Source organism: Kosakonia pseudosacchari (assembly GCF_015167415.1).
Classification (GTDB): Bacteria; Pseudomonadota; Gammaproteobacteria; order Enterobacterales; family Enterobacteriaceae; genus Kosakonia; species Kosakonia pseudosacchari.
Genome location: NZ_CP063425.1, coordinates 3,592,563 through 3,609,474, shown reverse-complemented (window position 1 = coordinate 3,609,474; position 16,912 = coordinate 3,592,563). Strand labels below are relative to the sequence as shown.

The 16,912-nt window shown below is 55.1% G+C and carries 12 protein-coding genes; 8 read left to right on the top strand and 4 right to left on the bottom strand.

The window, feature by feature from the left end; translation table 11 throughout:
* Positions 1-295: 295 nt before the first annotated feature.
* The gene (locus tag IP581_RS16930) at positions 296-1,591 is read left to right on the top strand and encodes an SGNH/GDSL hydrolase family protein (RefSeq protein ID WP_228007777.1); all 1,296 of its coding nucleotides are present in this window, start codon (positions 296-298) and stop codon (positions 1,589-1,591) included.
* Positions 1,592-1,625: 34 nt separating this feature from the next.
* On the opposite strand, the gene IP581_RS16925 is transcribed toward IP581_RS16930, so the two are convergent.
* Both IP581_RS16925 and IP581_RS16920 read right to left on the bottom strand, forming a co-directional pair.
* Positions 1,626-2,474, bottom strand: a complete 849-nt coding sequence (locus IP581_RS16925) for a MurR/RpiR family transcriptional regulator (protein ID WP_086870723.1) — start codon at positions 2,472-2,474, stop codon at positions 1,626-1,628.
* A gap of 130 nt (positions 2,475-2,604) precedes the next feature.
* Positions 2,605-3,849 (bottom strand): MFS transporter, encoded by a 1,245-nt coding sequence (locus IP581_RS16920; RefSeq protein WP_193820939.1) that lies wholly within the window; start codon positions 3,847-3,849, stop codon positions 2,605-2,607.
* 193 nt (positions 3,850-4,042) lie between these two features.
* On the opposite strand from IP581_RS16920, the gene yfhb reads away from it, so the two are divergent.
* Both yfhb and tadA read left to right on the top strand, forming a co-directional pair.
* Positions 4,043-4,678, top strand: coding sequence for a phosphatidylglycerophosphatase C (gene yfhb, locus IP581_RS16915; RefSeq protein ID WP_086870725.1), 636 nt, complete (start codon positions 4,043-4,045; stop codon positions 4,676-4,678).
* 45 nt (positions 4,679-4,723) lie between these two features.
* Positions 4,724-5,248 (top strand): tRNA adenosine(34) deaminase TadA, encoded by a 525-nt coding sequence (gene tadA / locus IP581_RS16910; RefSeq protein WP_407659159.1) that lies wholly within the window; start codon positions 4,724-4,726, stop codon positions 5,246-5,248.
* A 19-nt stretch (positions 5,249-5,267) separates the two neighbouring features.
* Here the strand turns inward: tadA and mltF are convergent, their stop codons facing one another.
* A complete protein-coding gene (gene mltF / locus IP581_RS16905; RefSeq protein ID WP_228007864.1) occupies positions 5,268-6,860 on the bottom strand; it encodes a membrane-bound lytic murein transglycosylase MltF in 1,593 nt (530 codons plus the stop codon).
* 239 nt (positions 6,861-7,099) lie between these two features.
* Here mltF and purL point away from each other — a divergent pair, with 239 nt between their 5' ends.
* The 5 genes from purL (at position 7,100) to glnB (ending at position 15,438) form a co-directional block, all read left to right on the top strand.
* A complete protein-coding gene (purL, locus tag IP581_RS16900) occupies positions 7,100-10,987 on the top strand; it encodes a phosphoribosylformylglycinamidine synthase (RefSeq protein WP_193820937.1) in 3,888 nt (1,295 codons plus the stop codon).
* 533 nt (positions 10,988-11,520) lie between these two features.
* Positions 11,521-12,957: a two component system sensor histidine kinase QseE/GlrK gene (gene qseE / locus IP581_RS16895; RefSeq protein WP_193820936.1), complete on the top strand. Its 1,437-nt coding sequence runs from the start codon at positions 11,521-11,523 to the stop codon at positions 12,955-12,957.
* A complete protein-coding gene (gene qseG, locus IP581_RS16890) occupies positions 12,954-13,691 on the top strand; it encodes a two-component system QseEF-associated lipoprotein QseG (protein ID WP_097400256.1) in 738 nt (245 codons plus the stop codon). The genes qseE and qseG overlap by 4 nt, the downstream gene beginning before the upstream one ends.
* Entirely contained in the window at positions 13,688-15,025 is a 1,338-nt protein-coding gene (glrR, locus tag IP581_RS16885) for a two-component system response regulator GlrR (protein WP_097400257.1), read from the top strand. Before qseG ends, glrR begins: the two co-directional genes overlap by 4 nt.
* A gap of 74 nt (positions 15,026-15,099) precedes the next feature.
* Positions 15,100-15,438 carry a nitrogen regulatory protein P-II gene (glnB, locus tag IP581_RS16880; protein ID WP_002438074.1) on the top strand — a complete coding sequence of 113 codons (339 nt, stop codon included), beginning with the start codon at positions 15,100-15,102 and terminating at the stop codon, positions 15,436-15,438.
* Between the two features lie 37 nt (positions 15,439-15,475).
* On the opposite strand, the gene hmpA is transcribed toward glnB, so the two are convergent.
* Entirely contained in the window at positions 15,476-16,666 is a 1,191-nt protein-coding gene (gene hmpA, locus IP581_RS16875) for an NO-inducible flavohemoprotein (protein ID WP_097400258.1), read from the bottom strand.
* Positions 16,667-16,912 lie beyond the last annotated feature (246 nt).

Below are 16,912 nucleotides of genomic sequence, written 5' to 3'. Positions count from 1 at the left end.
GCGCACTTTACCACAGAAACCGGATAGCCCCAATCACGCTGATGCTTTTGCGCACAAAAATGCGCGGAGAACTTTTCTTACTCCTTGTTGGGACATTTTGGTGAATGTTCTTAATCAAACATAAGAAAAGCGCCATTGATCGGAGAATATTTCTGCGCTGAAAATAAAAATAACACCTGTGCAGAATAGATCGCGGTGTTTTTTATTGATTAAGAATAATTACCCCGTCTGTGATATACAAATATTGCATATGTGTTTTTTGCGACGTACCAGGGATAATTAATAAGGGACTATGATGAAAAAAGCGGAATTATATATCGCATTTATTGCCAGTATCACGAGCGGGCTGGCGAAGGCGGCGAATACATATATTTATACAACGCCGGTACCACCTGCGTATGAATCCTCCGCAAACCAGCGGGCGTTGCGGGCAAACGAAGAGACGTCAACGTATATTAAATGTGTGTATAACATCGATAATCAGGACCAGAGCAATCCTGCTTCATCGTGGGCATGGGCGCGAGACGGGAGTAACTATCTGAAGCTGCGCGGGTATTGGTATAGCGCCACGCCGCTGGCAAATATGTTTTATAGCGAATCATCCTACGCAAGCCTGGTGAATATCTGTCGGAGTTCGTTAAAGGCCAGTCATATTAACGCAGAAACCATTATTCCTTATGCCTCCGATTACACGCTCTCCTGGTATTACAGGATTTGGCATCAGGGTCAGGCACAACCGGCGATACTGTTCGGGAATAATAAAATTGATCGCATGGTCATATTTGGCGATAGCCTTAGCGATACGATTAATGTTTATAACGGCTCCTACGGCACGGTTCCAAATCACGCATCGTGGTTTGTTGGTCATTTTTCTAATGGCAAAGTCTGGCACGAATATCTGGCCGGTTCGCTTAATTTACCGGGCTACGTTTGGGCGACGGTCAATGCGGAAAGCGGCGAGAAACCTTTATTTAACGATTTTGACAAGCAACTGGATTCTTTCAGCGCTTATCTGGGTAAAACAGAGAACGATGACATCGCGCAAACGCTGTTTACGGTGCTGTTTGGCGGGAATGATTTTATCGCTGGTGGAAAATCGCCGGACGATATCATTGCCATGTATCGCGTCCAACTGGCGCGTCTGGCGACAATGGGCGCGCAACATATTGCCATTTTCAGGCTGCCTGATTTTTCTCGCATTCCTCATGTCGCTACGTGGACACCCGCAGAAAAAGGGGCGCTAAAAAACAAATCAGAGAACTTTAACCAGCAATTAGACCGCTTGCTCGGCGAATTACGCACCGCGTATCCGAAGGTGAATTTTTTCACCGTCAAACTGGATAGCGCGTTTAATGATTTGCTCAGTGAAAGCGATAAATATGGCTTTGTTAATACCAGCGAATCGTGCCTGAATATCTCCGCTTCAGGCATCTCTTACGCCACAGGCATTGCGGTGAAGCCGACATGTAAAGCGGCGAACGGGGCGTTTGTTTTCTGGGACACTATGCATCCGACCACCAAAACCCATGCTCTGCTGGCAGAAATGATTCGGGAAACGATAGTGCAACATCTCACCAGCGGCGGCGAGTAACGTGATAAAGTTCCTCGTCCGCCAGGACGGGGGATTACACCAGTTTTTTTACCAGTTCTTCGCTATGGCGAATACGCTCCGGCGCATGCTCAAGATCCTGTTGCACCAGCGCCATAAACAGCAAATCCGTGAGCATCATTTGCGCGCTGGTGGAAGAAATCGCCGCGCTGCGTGTCGCTTGCTCTTCCGCGATAGTGTACAGGCAGTGCGTGGCCCGCTGCTGTAAGGCGTTCGGCGTGAAGCCGGTTATGGCGAGGATTTTGCCGCCAACGCGCAGTGTCTCATCGGCAGCTATATTGATTTCGCGGCGTTCACCGCTATAAGAGACGGGCAGCAACAGATCGCCCGGCTCCATCGCCTGCACGGTTGCCAGTAGCGCGTGCATATCCTGCTCGACCACGGCGTTAACGCCGATTTTCATCAGCTTCCAGCCAAAATTACGTGCGACCAGCCCGGAAGCGCCAATTCCCGTCAGAATAATACGCCGCGCTTCGCGCAGTAGCCGCACGCTCTCCAGCAATTTCTCCTCGCTGTTGACATCCAGCGAGGCATGCATGGCGCTCTGATACTCTTTAATCAGCTTTTCGCCAACCACCCGCAGCGGATCATCACCCCGGATCTGGTTATGTACTGGCACCGACCACGGATTGCTATTGCTGGCTAACGCTTCGCTGATCGCCAGTTTCATTGCCGGAAAGCCTTTAAAGTCCATCTTCTGGGCAAATTTCACCACGCTGGACTGGCTGACACCCGCTTCGGCGGCCAGCTGTTGCGAACTCAAATGGCGTGCGCGATCGGGGTTTTCCAGCAGAAATTCCGCCAGCTTTTTATCGCTCTGCGCAAGGCCTGGGTAGCGCTGGCGAATGCGGATTAGACAATTCATAAGATCTCCGGGTGTAAACCCATCCGCAATATTTTGCCGATGAATGAATTTAATATTCCAGTAATAGATTGAGATTATGAATTAAAAATTCTTTTAGCACAAAATATCCCTGAATGGGTTTTGACAGCGATCAAGAGGATCCGCTGAGGCTGTGTTGTTTAACTTTCGGTGAATTATCAAGCCGGCGAATTGCCGGAATAAAACTGGCACCCGCGCAGGCAATGATCACCGCGATGGATGAGGCGATCAGAACGTTGCTGCTACCAAAGTGCGTCGCCAACGGCCCGGCGGCCAGCTCACCAACCGGAATGGCGATAAATGATCCCATTGCATCGTAGGCATAAACACGCGCCAGCTTCTCTGGCGGAATATGTGTTTGTAATGACTGCGCCCACGCCACGCCGAACAGACCAAAACTGACGCCAGCCAGAAAAAACGCGGCCAGCAACCATGTGGTAGACACACTTTGGCTCAGGAGATAGATCGGCACTGCACATATGGCAACCAGTATTACGCCGATAAACAGGTCGCGTCGCGGACGCCAGCGCAGCGCGAGGAACGAACCGACAATCAAACCAACGCTCTGTGCGGCGACGATCATCCCCCAACGCGCACGGCCAAACGAAGCATCGGCAATGATCGGGCCGAGCACCATCACCACCCCGCTGAACGCGGCATTAATAATGGTAAACTGCACGACAATGCCCCACACCCAGGCGCGGCTGATGAACTCTTTCCAGCCATCGCGCAGATCTTGCAGGATATTGCTTTGCCCCGCTGCCGCCTGAATAGCGCCCATGCGAATGGCCAGATAAAGCGGAGCCGAGGCGGCAAAACCCAGCGCGTCAATCGCCAGCCCCCAGCCAGGCCCGACGGCGCTGGTGAGGATGCCACCGAGCGACGCGCCGACGACCGTTCCGCTATAAATACCGAGCTGGATAAACGCATTGGCTTCGCGCAGGTTATGCGCTGGCACCGTTTGCGGTACCAGCGCGGACGAAGCCGGCAGCGCGATCCCCGCCGCTGCGCCGTTAATCGTTCCGAGTATCGCCAGTAGCATTACCGTCGCTGAACCATCCAGCACCAGCCAGGCGACAACGCCTTGCGAACAGGCGGCGACCAGCGAGGACAACACCAGCACCCGGCTGCGTGAATAGCGATCGGCCAGCACGCCGCCAACCAGCAAAAATGCCACGTTAAACAGTGAGCGTGCGGCCACCACAATACCGAGCTCGGTGGCGGAACCGCCAATGTCCAGCACCGCAAAAGCCAGTGCAATGGGGGCAATGCCGTTACCGAGCACCGTCAGCAGACGGGCAAAAAACAGATGGCGAAATGGGGCAAAATCGAAGGCGCGCGTATGTTGTGTTGTCATCAGGATCGCGGTTAATTAAAGGTTCGGGCCAGTGTAAAGCATCCCGGTCTGGCCAACATAGCCGCTGATTATTACAGGTATCGGTGACCGATTGTTACCGGAAAAGTGAGGGGCTATCTGTTAGGCTATTGAAAGAGCGATCGCCAGAAGGAGAGGCCCGGCGGTCGAAGGTTAACCAACAGAGGACTCCCATTTGGCTAACAGCGAGCGCCGTGTCGTCTTTTTTGATCTTGATGGAACCCTGCACCAGCAGGATATGTTTGGCACGTTTCTGCGTTATGTTTTGCGTCATCAGCCGTTGAATGCGTTGCTGGTGCTGCCTTTGTTGCCGGTGATTGCGGGCGGATTATTACTCAAAGGACGCGCCGCGCGCTGGCCAATGAGCTTGCTGCTGTGGGGCTGCACGTTTGGCCATAGCGAACGCCATCTGAACGCCTTGCAGGCGAAATTTGTCCAGTGGTTTCGCGGGCATGTCACGGCCTTTCCGGTGGTACAAACGCGATTAACCAACTACCTTGCCGCCTCCGATGCGGATATCTGGCTGATTACCGGCTCACCGCAGCCGCTGGTGGAGCAGGTCTATTTTGATACCCCGTGGCTGCCGCGCGTGAACCTGATAGCCAGCCAAATCAGCCGTCGCTACGGTGGCTGGGTGCTGACTATGCGCTGCCTCGGTCATGAAAAAGTCGCCCAGCTTGAACGCAAAATTGGCACGCCGTTGCGTCTTTACAGCGGCTACAGCGACAGCAAGCAAGATAACCCGCTGCTCTATTTTTGCCAGCACCGCTGGCGCGTGACGCCACGTGGCGACTTGCAACAGCTGGAGTAGTGTCGAACCGATAACGGCTGTGTATAATGCGCTCCGCCTGAATTACTGGAGTATCCCACTTTGTCCATTCCTGAACTGAATCACGACGTCTGGATGCGTCATGCGCTCACCCTGGCGAAACGCGCCTGGGAAGAGGGCGAAGTGCCGGTAGGCGCGGTGCTGGTGCATAACGGGCAGGTGATAGGCGAAGGCTGGAACCGACCGATTGGCCGCCACGATCCGACCGCGCATGCGGAAATTATGGCGTTGCGCCAGGGCGGGCTGGTGCTGCAAAACTACCGTCTTATTGATACCACTTTATATGTCACGCTGGAGCCATGCGTTATGTGCGCAGGTGCCATGGTGCACAGCCGTATTGGTCAACTGGTTTTTGGCGCGCGGGATGCGAAAACCGGCGCGGCGGGATCGCTAATTGATGTGTTGCACCATCCGGGCATGAACCATCGGGTGGCGATAACCGAAGGTGTGTTACGCGACGAATGCGCCGCGATGCTGAGCGACTTTTTCCGTCAGCGTCGGCTGGAGAAGAAAGCCCTGAAAAAACCGACGGGCGATCCCACGGCTTTCTAGCGCGTATTGGCGTTAAGCGCTAGCGGTTAACTTTCAGCGGGTTTTGCACCAGCGCGTCGGACACCAGTAGCGGGTTACGCGGGAAGGCTTCATTCGCGGTTAACGCGCTAAAGGGCAGCACGCCGTAAGCCGGGCGATTTAATTCCTCTGTTGATACCGCCGGGTAACTCTTCGCCATTTTCAGCGCCTTTGCGGCCTCTTTCTCTTTTTCCAGCAAATAACCGACCAGGCTGATTTCATACTTACGAATATTTTCTACATAGGCATAGGCTTCATGCCCGCGCGCGTAGCCGTAAGTCAGCTTGCTGTAATACTGTTTCTGGCTCAATAACGGCAGGCGCTGCTTCACATCAGCCCAACTGTCCGGGTTACCTTTGGTCTTTGCCGTCAGCGCGCGGGCATCCAGCATATGCGCGTAGCCCATATTGTAAGCCGCCAGCGCGAACCAGATCTTTTCATCCTGCGGAACGGTGTCCGGCACTTTGCTCATCATGTCCACCAGGTAACGCGCGCCGCCGCTGATGCTTTGCTCGGCGTCAGTGCGATCGCTTAAACCTAAGCTCTGCGCCGTATTGCGCGTCAGCATCATCAAACCGCGAACACCGGTGGGGGAGGTGGCCTGGGAATCCCAGTGCGACTCCTGATAAGAGATAGCCGCTAACAATCGCCAGTCAATCGCCTGGGCGTACTTTTCAAACAGCGGTTGCAGATCCGGCAGCACGCTATCGACGGCGCGTAAAAAGGTACGCGTGTCGACATAGTCAAAATCCTCGCCGTGGCCGAGGTATTTCTCCTCCAGTCGCGCAAGCGTGCCGTCTTCATTCATATTATTGAAGAAATCGAGCATCGCGGCCGACAGCGTATTATCGTCATCGCGCTTGCTAAACCAGGTAACGGGTTGCTCATCGGTGATATCCAGCGCCACCGCCAGCTCAGGATGCACACGCTGGAACAGGCTAATGGCGACCGAATCGGCGACGGTGTAGCTCAGTTTCCCGTCGACCACTTGTTGCAGCAGCGCGGTCGTGCCGAGCTTTTCATCCACCGTCCAGCTTAACTCCGGGTACTTCTTCTCTTTTATTTCACGCAGATCGTCCAGCGCGACATGACCGGGGGCGATAGTTAACTGGCTGGCATTCACAGACTCCAGCGTACGTGGACGGTAGCTGCCTACGCGGTACACCAGTTGCTGAGAAACGGAGTAATAAACCGGCCCGGTTTGGTAGTTTTTTACCCGCTCACTGTTGTAGACCAACCCGGCGGCGAGCATGTCGGCATCGTCATTATCAAGATCGTCAAACAGTTGGCTGATATTCTGACGCACCGTGACTTTCAGTTTGACGCCGAGATAATCGGCGAAATGCTGCGCGAGATCGTAATCCAGCCCATACGTTTTGCCATCAACGGTGGTGTAAGTGAGCGGTGTGGCAATGGTACTGACGCGCAGCTCCCCGCGAGCTTTGATCGCCGCGATGCGATTGTCGGCTTTGCCGAACCAGGGGATAGAAGGCCACAGGGCCGCTGCCAGCAGCAGGGTGACAATGCCGATGAGCAGATAATTAATCTTAAATTTTTTCAAGGAGTTAATTCTCTGCGCCGTGCTTTGCCTCAGAAGATTCTCGTAATGATAACAGTAAGGTTTGTCGGTGATTGAGCGGCATTCTGCGCAACAAAACGCCAGTTGGCAACTAATTAGAGCATTCGGCGACAGCTATTGTTAAAAATTGACGGCGATTTTATTTCAACGCAAACGGTTTCGTCGGCGCGCAGGATTCTCTATAATGACGCCCGTTTTCCCCTGGTGCACACTTAAAGCGTCCCCGACGCTGCGTAATCGAAGACGAGAGACTTATGATGGAAATTCTGCGTGGTTCGCCTGCATTGTCCGCTTTCCGTATCAACAAACTGCTGGCACGTTTTCAGGCTGCCAACCTCCCGGTAAGCAACATTTACGCCGAATACGCTCACTTCGCCGATCTCAATGATGGGCTGACAGAAGATGAATCCGCGCGGCTCCAGCGTCTGCTGAAATACGGCCCGAGCCTTAGCAGCCATACCCCGACCGGAAAATTACTGCTCGTCACTCCTCGTCCCGGCACCATCTCTCCCTGGTCTTCAAAAGCAACCGACATCGCTCACAACTGCGGCCTCAACAAAATCAATCGCCTTGAGCGCGGCGTCGCTTATTACGTTGAGGCCAGCGGGCTGACTGACGCCCAGTGGAACGACGTTGCTGCAGAACTGCATGACCGCATGATGGAGAGCGTATTCACTTCACAAGCAGACGCCGAACGGCTGTTTGAGCACCATCAACCTGCGCCGGTACAGAGCGTAGATCTGCTTGGTGAAGGCCGTCAGGCGCTGATTGACGCCAACCTGCGTCTGGGGCTTGCGCTGGCGGAAGACGAAATCGACTACCTGCAAGAGGCGTTTACCCGCCTCGGGCGCAATCCGAACGACATTGAGCTTTATATGTTCGCGCAGGCGAACTCTGAACACTGCCGCCACAAAATTTTCAACGCCGACTGGGTGATTGATGGCAAACCGCAGCCGAAGTCGCTGTTCAAAATGATCAAGAACACCTTCGAGCAAACGCCGGATTTCGTGCTGTCAGCTTATAAAGATAATGCCGCGGTGATGGAAGGTTCCGACGTGGGTCGCTTCTTCGCCGATCGCGGGGAAGGACGTTACGACTACCATCAGGAACCGGCGCATATTCTGATGAAAGTGGAAACCCACAACCACCCGACGGCGATTTCGCCGTGGCCGGGGGCGGCGACAGGCTCCGGCGGCGAGATCCGCGATGAAGGCGCGACCGGTCGTGGCGCGAAGCCAAAAGCGGGGCTGGTGGGCTTTTCTGTTTCCAACCTTCGTATTCCGGGCTTTGAACAGCCGTGGGAAGAGGATTTCGGTAAACCGGATCGTATCGTCACGGCGCTGGATATCATGACCGACGGCCCGCTGGGCGGCGCGGCGTTCAACAATGAATTTGGTCGTCCGGCACTGAACGGTTACTTCCGTACTTATGAAGAGAAAGTAAACAGCCACAACGGCGAAGAGCTGCGCGGCTACCACAAACCGATCATGCTGGCGGGCGGCATCGGCAACATCCGCGCCGATCACGTGCAGAAAGGGGAAATCACCGTTGGCGCGAAACTGATCGTGCTGGGCGGCCCGGCGATGAATATCGGCCTGGGCGGCGGCGCGGCCTCTTCAATGGCATCTGGTCAGTCCGATGCGGATCTCGATTTTGCCTCCGTACAGCGCGACAACCCGGAGATGGAGCGTCGTTGCCAGGAAGTTATCGACCGCTGCTGGCAGCTCGGCGATGCCAACCCGATCCTCTTTATCCACGACGTTGGCGCGGGCGGCCTTTCTAACGCCATGCCGGAGCTGGTGAGCGACGGCGGTCGCGGTGGTCGTTTCGAGCTGCGCGATATTCTGAGCGATGAGCCGGGAATGAGCCCGCTGGAAATCTGGTGTAACGAATCGCAGGAGCGCTATGTGCTGGCGGTTGCCGCCGATCAACTGGCGCTGTTTGACGAGCTGTGCCGCCGCGAGCGCGCGCCGTACGCAGTGATTGGTGAAGCGACGGAAGCCCAGCACCTGACACTCAACGATAATCACTTTAACGATCAGCCGATCGATATGCCGCTGGATGTGCTGCTGGGTAAAACGCCGAAGATGACCCGCGATGTCGCGTCTCGTCAGGCGGCTGGCGAGGCGCTGAACGTGCAGGGCATTTCCATTGCTGATGCGGTTAACCGCGTGCTGCATCTACCGACCGTGGCGGAAAAAACCTTTCTTGTGACCATCGGCGACCGCACAGTAACCGGTATGGTCGCGCGCGATCAGATGGTGGGACCGTGGCAGATTCCGGTGGCGAACTGCGCGGTAACCACCGCCAGCCTCGATAGCTACTACGGTGAAGCGATGGCGTTGGGCGAACGCGCGCCGGTTGCGCTGCTGGACTTCGCCGCTTCCGCCCGTCTGGCGGTGGGCGAAGCGCTCACTAACATCGCCGCGACGCAGATTGGCGATATCAAACGCATTAAGCTGTCGGCAAACTGGATGGCCGCTGCCGGGCATCCAGGCGAAGACGCCGGGCTGTATGCCGCCGTGAAAGCGGTGGGTGAAGAGCTTTGTCCGGCTCTGGGGCTGACGATTCCGGTGGGTAAAGACTCAATGTCGATGAAAACCCGCTGGCAGGAAGGCAGCGAGCAGCGCGAAATCACTTCGCCGCTGTCGCTGGTGATCACCGCGTTTGCCCGCGTTGAAGATGTTCGTCACACGGTGACTCCGCAGCTTTCCACGGAAGATAACGCCCTGTTGCTGATCGATCTGGGTAACGGTAATAACGCGCTGGGCGCCACTGCGCTGGCCCAGGTTTATCGTCAATTGGGTGACAAACCAGCCGATGTGCGTAATGTCGAACAACTGAAAGGCTTCTATGACGCCATTCAGGCGCTGGTGGCGGACCGCAAACTGCTGGCCTACCACGATCGCTCCGATGGCGGCCTGCTGGTGACGCTGGCGGAGATGGCCTTTACCGGCCACTGCGGCATCAACGTTGATATCGCCTCTCTGGGCCATGATCGTCTGGCGGCGTTGTTTAATGAAGAGCTGGGCGCGGTGATTCAGGTGCGCGCGGCCGATCGCGAAGCGGTAGAAAGCGTGCTGGCGGCATACGGCCTTGGCGATTGCGTACATTATCTGGGTAAGGCGGTTTCTGGTGATCGCTTTGTGATTGAAGCCGATGATCAGGCGGTGTTCAGTGAAAGCCGCACTCAGCTGCGCATGTGGTGGGCGGAAACCACCTGGCAGATGCAGCGCCTGCGTGATAACCCGGAGTGTGCGGATCAGGAACATCAGGCGAAAGCCAATGACAACGATCCGGGCCTCAACGTGAAGCTCTCTTTTGATATTAACGACGATATCGCGGCACCGTTTATTGCGACCGGCGCGCGCCCGAAAGTGGCTGTGCTGCGTGAGCAGGGTGTCAACTCGCACGTTGAAATGGCGGCTGCGTTCCATCGCGCCGGTTTTGATGCCATTGACGTACATATGAGCGATTTGCTGGCAGGGCGCACTGGCCTTGAGCACTTCCAGGCGCTGGTGGCATGCGGTGGTTTCTCGTATGGCGATGTGCTCGGTGCTGGTGAGGGATGGGCGAAATCGATTCTGTTCAACGAGCGCGTGCGCGATGAGTTTGAAACTTTCTTCCACCGCCCGCAGACGCTGGCGCTGGGTGTGTGCAACGGTTGCCAGATGATGTCTAACCTGCGTGAACTGATCCCGGGTAGCGAACTGTGGCCGCGCTTTGTGCGTAACCACTCTGACCGCTTTGAAGCGCGCTTCAGCCTGGTGGAAGTGACACAAAGCCCGTCGCTGCTGTTGAGCGGTATGGTTGGCTCGCAGATGCCGATCGCCGTTTCCCATGGCGAAGGTCGCGTGGAAGTACGTGATGGCGCGCATCTGGCGCAGCTGGAAAGCAAAGGGCTGGTGGCGCTGCGCTACGTGGATAACACCGGGGCCGTGACGGAAACCTACCCGGCGAACCCGAACGGCTCTCCGAACGGCATTACGGCCGTGACCAGCGAAAGCGGGCGCGTAACCATTATGATGCCGCACCCGGAGCGCGTGTTCCGCACCGTTTCCAACTCCTGGCACCCGGAAAACTGGGGCGAAGATAGCCCGTGGATGCGTATCTTCCGCAACGCCCGTAAGCAACTGGGTTAATTTCGCCATTATCAGTCAGCCCTCTTCCGGTAAGAGGGCTTTTTTTGCCAGAGCAAAAGTGTCTGTATTTCCCGACATTGGGTATTGCGAGGTGTCTCCAAAAGGCGACATTTAATTTGTTGATTATAAATGGTTTATTTTTGGCGCTATCAGTGTGTTGCTAAATAGCGACAGGTTGTTTAAATGATAAGCACATCACATTTTCATTTTTTAAATATTAAATTCATTTTAATCAATGGTTTAAATTAATTGCTGGCATATTGGCACAATATCTGCATAATATTAATCAGTGGCTCATTCACCTTCTTATGTCAGCCCCTTCGGGACGTGCTACATAAACTTCGAATGACGCACTTAAAGGTGCCTGCCGTCCACCTGCTGATTATCGCACTGCTTTATCAGACATCGGGCGAAACGTCGAGTTAGGCACCGCCTAATTTCATAACAAAGCCGGGTTAATACCCGGCTTTGTTGTTTCTGGCTTTTGGTAAATCAGTTAGCATCTCCCTACCTTTTTTTGCGAGAGAACTGCATTGAAACGCTGGCCTGTTTTCCCCCGCTCGCTTCGCCAACTGGTCATGATGGCGTTTTTGTTAATTCTGTTGCCGTTGCTGGTACTGGCGTGGCAGGCGTGGCAAAGCCTGAACGCACTTAGCGCACAGGCGTTGCAGACCAACCGCACAACGTTGATTGACGCGCGTCGCAGTGAAGCCATGACCAATGCCGCACTGGAAATGGAGCGCAGCTACCGGCAGTACTGTGTGCTGGATGACGCTACCCTGGCGCGCGTGTACCAGAATCAGCGTAAGCGCTATAGCGAAATGCTCGATGCCCACGCTGGCGTGCTTCCCGACGATAAACTTTACCAGGCGCTGCGCCAGGATTTGAATGCGCTTGCCCAGTTGCAGTGTAAAAATAGCGGCCCGTCTGCCGAGGCCTCTGCGCAGCTTGAGGCGTTTGCCGCCGCCAATACCGAGATGGTGCAATCGACACGTGCGGTGGTCTTTTCCCGCGGGCAGCAACTTCAGCTGGAAATTGCTGAGCGCGGCCAGTTTTTCGGCTGGCAGGCGCTGGTGTTGTTCCTGGTGAGCCTGGCGCTGGTGCTGCTGTTTACCCGCATGATCATCGGCCCGGTGAAGGGCATTGAGCGGATGATTAATCGCTTAGGCGAGGGGAGAACCCTGGGGCGCAGCGTGGTCTTTAAAGGCCCGCGCGAGTTGCGTTATGTTGGCGAACGGATCCTCTGGCTGAGCGAAAGGCTGGCCTGGCTTGAATCACAGCGCCATCAATTCTTACGCCATCTTTCCCACGAGCTTAAAACACCGCTCGCCAGTATGCGCGAAGGCACCGAGTTGCTGGCCGATCAGGTTGTCGGACCGCTGACGGTGGAACAGAAAGAGGTAGTTGAAATCCTCGATGCCAGCAGCCGCAATCTGCAAAAACTGATTGAGCAGTTGCTCGATTACAACCGCAAGCTGGCCGAAGGATCGGTGGAGCTGGAAACCGTGGAACTTGCGCCACTGGTAGAAATGGTGATCTCTGCCCACAGTTTGCCGGCGCGAGCTAAAATGATGCATACCGATGTCGCCCTTGATGTGGCGACCTGCCAGGCCGAACCGATGTTGCTGATGAGCGTGCTGGATAATCTTTACTCCAACGCGGTGCACTATGGTGCTGAATCCGGTAACATTTCTCTGCACAGCTATACCGCCAACGCACGGCTCTGTATCGAAGTGGCAAATACCGGTACGCCGATCCCTGAAACGGAGCGTGAAATGATCTTCGAACCGTTCTTTCAGGGTAGCCACCAGCGAAAAGGAGCGGTGAAAGGCAGCGGGTTGGGGCTAAGCATTGCCAGAGACTGCATTCGCCGTATGCAAGGCGAACTGCATCTGGTGGCGAGTAGCAAAGTTGATGTCTGTTTCCGTATTGAGCTTCCTCTCAATGCGCCGGAAAAATCCACTCAATGAATCTGAATCTGGTGAGTATGTCGCATGTTTTTTCCCGCGTGGTTAACGCGGTTACACAGCAAAACGCCTGGCTTCGCGTATTTCCCTGTTTGCTGCTGGCGGGGTGTGTTGCACAAAAGCCGCAAAGCGCGATTCATGACACCCAGGAAGAACGGCTCCCTGAACATCAACTGGCCGATTTCTTGTCCACCGATTGCGACGATATTTGGTCGTTGTCCGGGCAAAACGTCGACACCAACCCGCTTTACTGGCTGCGCGGTATGGACTGTGCCCAGCGTTTATCGCCCGCCGCAGCGCGTGCCGAAGCCCGTACCTGGTCTGACGATAACTGGCAGGCCACATTCAGGCGCGGCATTTTGCTCTCGAACGCCAAAATTTCGCCGCTTGAGCGTCGTGAATACACTGAGCGGTTGGGCGCATTAAGCCCCACGATCCCGGCGCAGGTTCGCCCCCTGTTTGAGCTCTGGCGCGATGGCGAAAAAGCCCAGTTGCAACTGGCGGAAGAGCGCGCCCGTTACGCGAAATTGCAGCAATCGGCGGATAGTGAGCTCGATAGCCTGCGTCAGCAGCAGCAATTCCTGCGTGAACAACTGGAAACCACTACACGCAAACTGGAAAATCTCACCGATATCGAACGACGTCTCTCCACGCGCAATAAACCCGCCGCCACCGATCTGCCGGATGGCTCTCACCCGTCTAAAAGCGACGGCACTCAGGAGGATGTGAAACCATGACCAGCCGTAAACCTGCCCATTTGTTGCTGGTGGATGACGATCCGGGGCTGTTAAAACTGCTGGGGCTACGCCTCACCAGCGAAGGTTATAGCATCGTCACGGCGGAAAGCGGGCAGGAAGGGTTACGCATTCTCGCGCGGGAAAAGGTCGACCTGGTGATAAGCGATCTGCGCATGGATGAGATGGATGGCATGCAACTGTTTGCCGAAATCCAGCGCGTACAGCCGGGCATGCCGGTGATTATCCTTACGGCGCATGGCTCAATTCCCGACGCGGTGGCCGCAACCCAGCAGGGCGTATTCAGCTTTCTGACCAAACCGGTGGACAAAGACGCGCTGTATAAAGCGATTGATGATGCGCTGGAGCACAGCGGTTCGGCAATGGATGACCAGTGGCGTGAAACCATTGTCACCCGCAGCCCGGTAATGCTGCGTCTGCTGGAGCAGGCGCGGATGGTGGCGCAATCTGATGTCAGTGTGCTGATTAACGGCCAGAGTGGCACCGGGAAAGAGGTGCTCGCGCAGGCGATTCATAACGCCAGTCCGCGCAGCAAAAGCGCGTTTATCGCCATTAACTGTGGCGCATTGCCGGAACAGCTGCTGGAATCGGAGTTATTTGGTCACGCGCGCGGTGCGTTTACCGGCGCGGTCAGCAGCCGCGAGGGGCTGTTTCAGGCGGCGGAAGGTGGCACGCTGTTCCTCGATGAGATTGGCGATATGCCGATCCCGTTGCAGGTCAAACTGCTGCGCGTGTTACAGGAGCGCAAAGTGCGCCCGCTCGGCAGCAACCGCGATATCGATATTAATGTGCGCATCATTTCAGCGACGCACCGTGATTTACCGAAAGCGATGGCGCGCGGAGAGTTTCGCGAAGATCTCTACTATCGGCTGAATGTGGTGAGCCTGAAGATCCCGGCGCTGGCTGAACGGGCGGAAGATATTCCGCTGCTGGCCAATCACTTGCTGAAACAGTCGGCAGAGCGGCATAAACCGTTTGTGCGCGCGTTTTCCACCGATGCCATGAAGCGGTTGATGACCGCCAGCTGGCCTGGCAACGTGCGCCAGTTGGTTAACGTTATTGAGCAGTGTGTGGCGCTCACCTCATCGCCCGTGATCAGTGATGCGCTGGTGGAACAGGCGCTGGAAGGGGAAAACACCGCGCTGCCAACCTTTGTTGAGGCGCGTAATCAGTTTGAGCTGAACTACCTGCGCAAGCTGCTGCAAATCACTAAGGGCAATGTCACGCATGCCGCGCGCATGGCGGGGCGCAACCGTACTGAGTTTTACAAATTACTCTCCCGCCATGAGCTGGACGCCAACGACTTTAAAGAGTAATGGCGAAATGATTATGGTACTGTGAGCAACCGATTACGATGCAGCAGACTGGCAAGAGCGTGTAAGGAACGACCATGAAAAAGATTGATGCGATTATTAAACCTTTCAAACTGGATGACGTACGTGAAGCGCTGGCTGAAGTCGGCATCACCGGGATGACGGTAACGGAAGTGAAAGGTTTTGGTCGCCAGAAAGGCCACACTGAACTTTACCGTGGCGCGGAGTATATGGTGGATTTTCTGCCGAAGGTGAAGATTGAAATTGTCGTGACTGACGACATCGTTGATACCTGCGTGGACACCATTATCCGTACTGCTCAGACCGGCAAGATCGGCGACGGTAAGATCTTCGTCTTTGATGTTGCGCGCGTAGTGCGTATCCGTACCGGTGAAGAAGACGACGCCGCAATCTGATGTTTTTCCCTCACCCCGCAGGGTGAGGGAACCTGTTTTACAACACTTTATGCGGGCCAAAGCATTCGTAATGAATGCTCTCTTTGTTCACACCAAGCGCGACCAGTTGTTGCGCGACAAACTGCATAAAACCGACCGGGCCGCAGAGATAAAACTGCATCGCCGGATCGCTGAACTTCCCTTCCAGCGCGCGCAAATCCATCAACCCTTCACTGTGATAGCGACCGCTGTTCACCTCAGCTGTCGCAGGCTGTTGATACCAGACATGCTGGTAAAAATGGTTCAGTGACGCACCCAGTTTGCTCACTTCATCGGCAAAGGCATGCACCTCGCCATTCATCGCGGCGTGGAACCAGTTAACCTGCGCAGCATGTTGTGATTTGGAAAGGCTGTCGAGCATTGCCAGCATCGGTGTCTGACCGACACCCGCGGAGATCAGCGTGACCGGCGTGCTGCTCTGCACATCAAGAAAGAAATCCCCGGCAGGCGCAGCAAGATGCACAATATCGCCCACTTTCGCACTGTTATGCAGCCAGTTAGAGACCTGGCCACCCGCTTCGCGTTTTACCGCGATACGGTAGCTTTTGCCGTCAGGCTGGCGGGTCAGGGAATACTGGCGGATCTCCTGATTGGCGAAACCTTCTGGTTTCAGCCAGACACCAAGATATTGCCCCGGTTGATAAGCGGCGACTGGCTGGCCGTCGACCGGTTCGAATTCAAAGCTGGTGATAAGTGCGCTCTGCGGTTTTTTCTCTACCAGGCGGAACGCGCGCGTGCCTTGCCAGCCGCCTGCTTTTTCCGCGTGTTCGCTGTAGATTTGCGCTTCACGGTTGATAAAGACGCCCGCCAGGACGCCATAGGCTTTTCCCCAGGCGTCTAACACTTCTTGCCCCGGGCTGAACATCTCATCCAGCGTCGCCAGCAGGTGTGTACCCACAATGTTGTACTGCTCCGGCTGGATCTGAAAGCTGGTGTGCTTCTGAGCGATTTTCTCAACCGCCGGCAGCAGTGCGGCAAGATTATCAATATTGCTGGCGTAAGCGGCGATGGCGTTGAACAGCGCTTCACGCTGATCGCCGTTGCGCTGGTTGCTCATATTGAAAATCTCTTTCAGCTCCGGGTTGTGAGTGAACATCCGGTCATAAAAATGGGCGGTGAGTTTTGGTCCGGTTGCCGCCAGCAGGGGCAGGGTGGATTTGACCGTAGCGATGGTTTGGGCGTCGAGCATGATGGCTTCCTTTTTTGCAGATTATTTAAAGTTGTATTTTAAATGCATCTTATAGCGCAGCGACCAGGCTTGTAAAGAGCGGACAAGGTAAAGGGATTTACATCGTGAATATGTTGCATCACAAACCTGAAAAGAAATCCGCTTTAACAGGGAAGTGCGTTATCGCTCAAACCCTTGTCTGACGCGGAGCCAATCGTTTGCGTAAAAACCTTTGTCAAGACCTGTTATCAGAATATTAATCGGTTA

Excerpts from the sequence above, each read along its gene's own strand:
- IP581_RS16930 (WP_228007777.1), top strand. The coding sequence starts at position 296 with ATGAAAAAAGCGGAATTATATATCGCATTTATTGCCAGTATCACGAGC.
- IP581_RS16925 (WP_086870723.1), bottom strand. The coding sequence starts at position 2,474 with ATGAATTGTCTAATCCGCATTCGCCAGCGCTACCCAGGCCTTGCGCAG.
- IP581_RS16920 (WP_193820939.1), bottom strand. The coding sequence starts at position 3,849 with ATGACAACACAACATACGCGCGCCTTCGATTTTGCCCCATTTCGCCAT.
- purL (WP_193820937.1), top strand. The coding sequence starts at position 7,100 with ATGATGGAAATTCTGCGTGGTTCGCCTGCATTGTCCGCTTTCCGTATC.
- qseG (WP_097400256.1), top strand. The coding sequence starts at position 12,954 with ATGAATCTGAATCTGGTGAGTATGTCGCATGTTTTTTCCCGCGTGGTT.
- glrR (WP_097400257.1), top strand. The coding sequence starts at position 13,688 with ATGACCAGCCGTAAACCTGCCCATTTGTTGCTGGTGGATGACGATCCG.
- glnB (WP_002438074.1), top strand. The coding sequence starts at position 15,100 with ATGAAAAAGATTGATGCGATTATTAAACCTTTCAAACTGGATGACGTA.
- hmpA (WP_097400258.1), bottom strand. The coding sequence starts at position 16,666 with ATGCTCGACGCCCAAACCATCGCTACGGTCAAATCCACCCTGCCCCTG.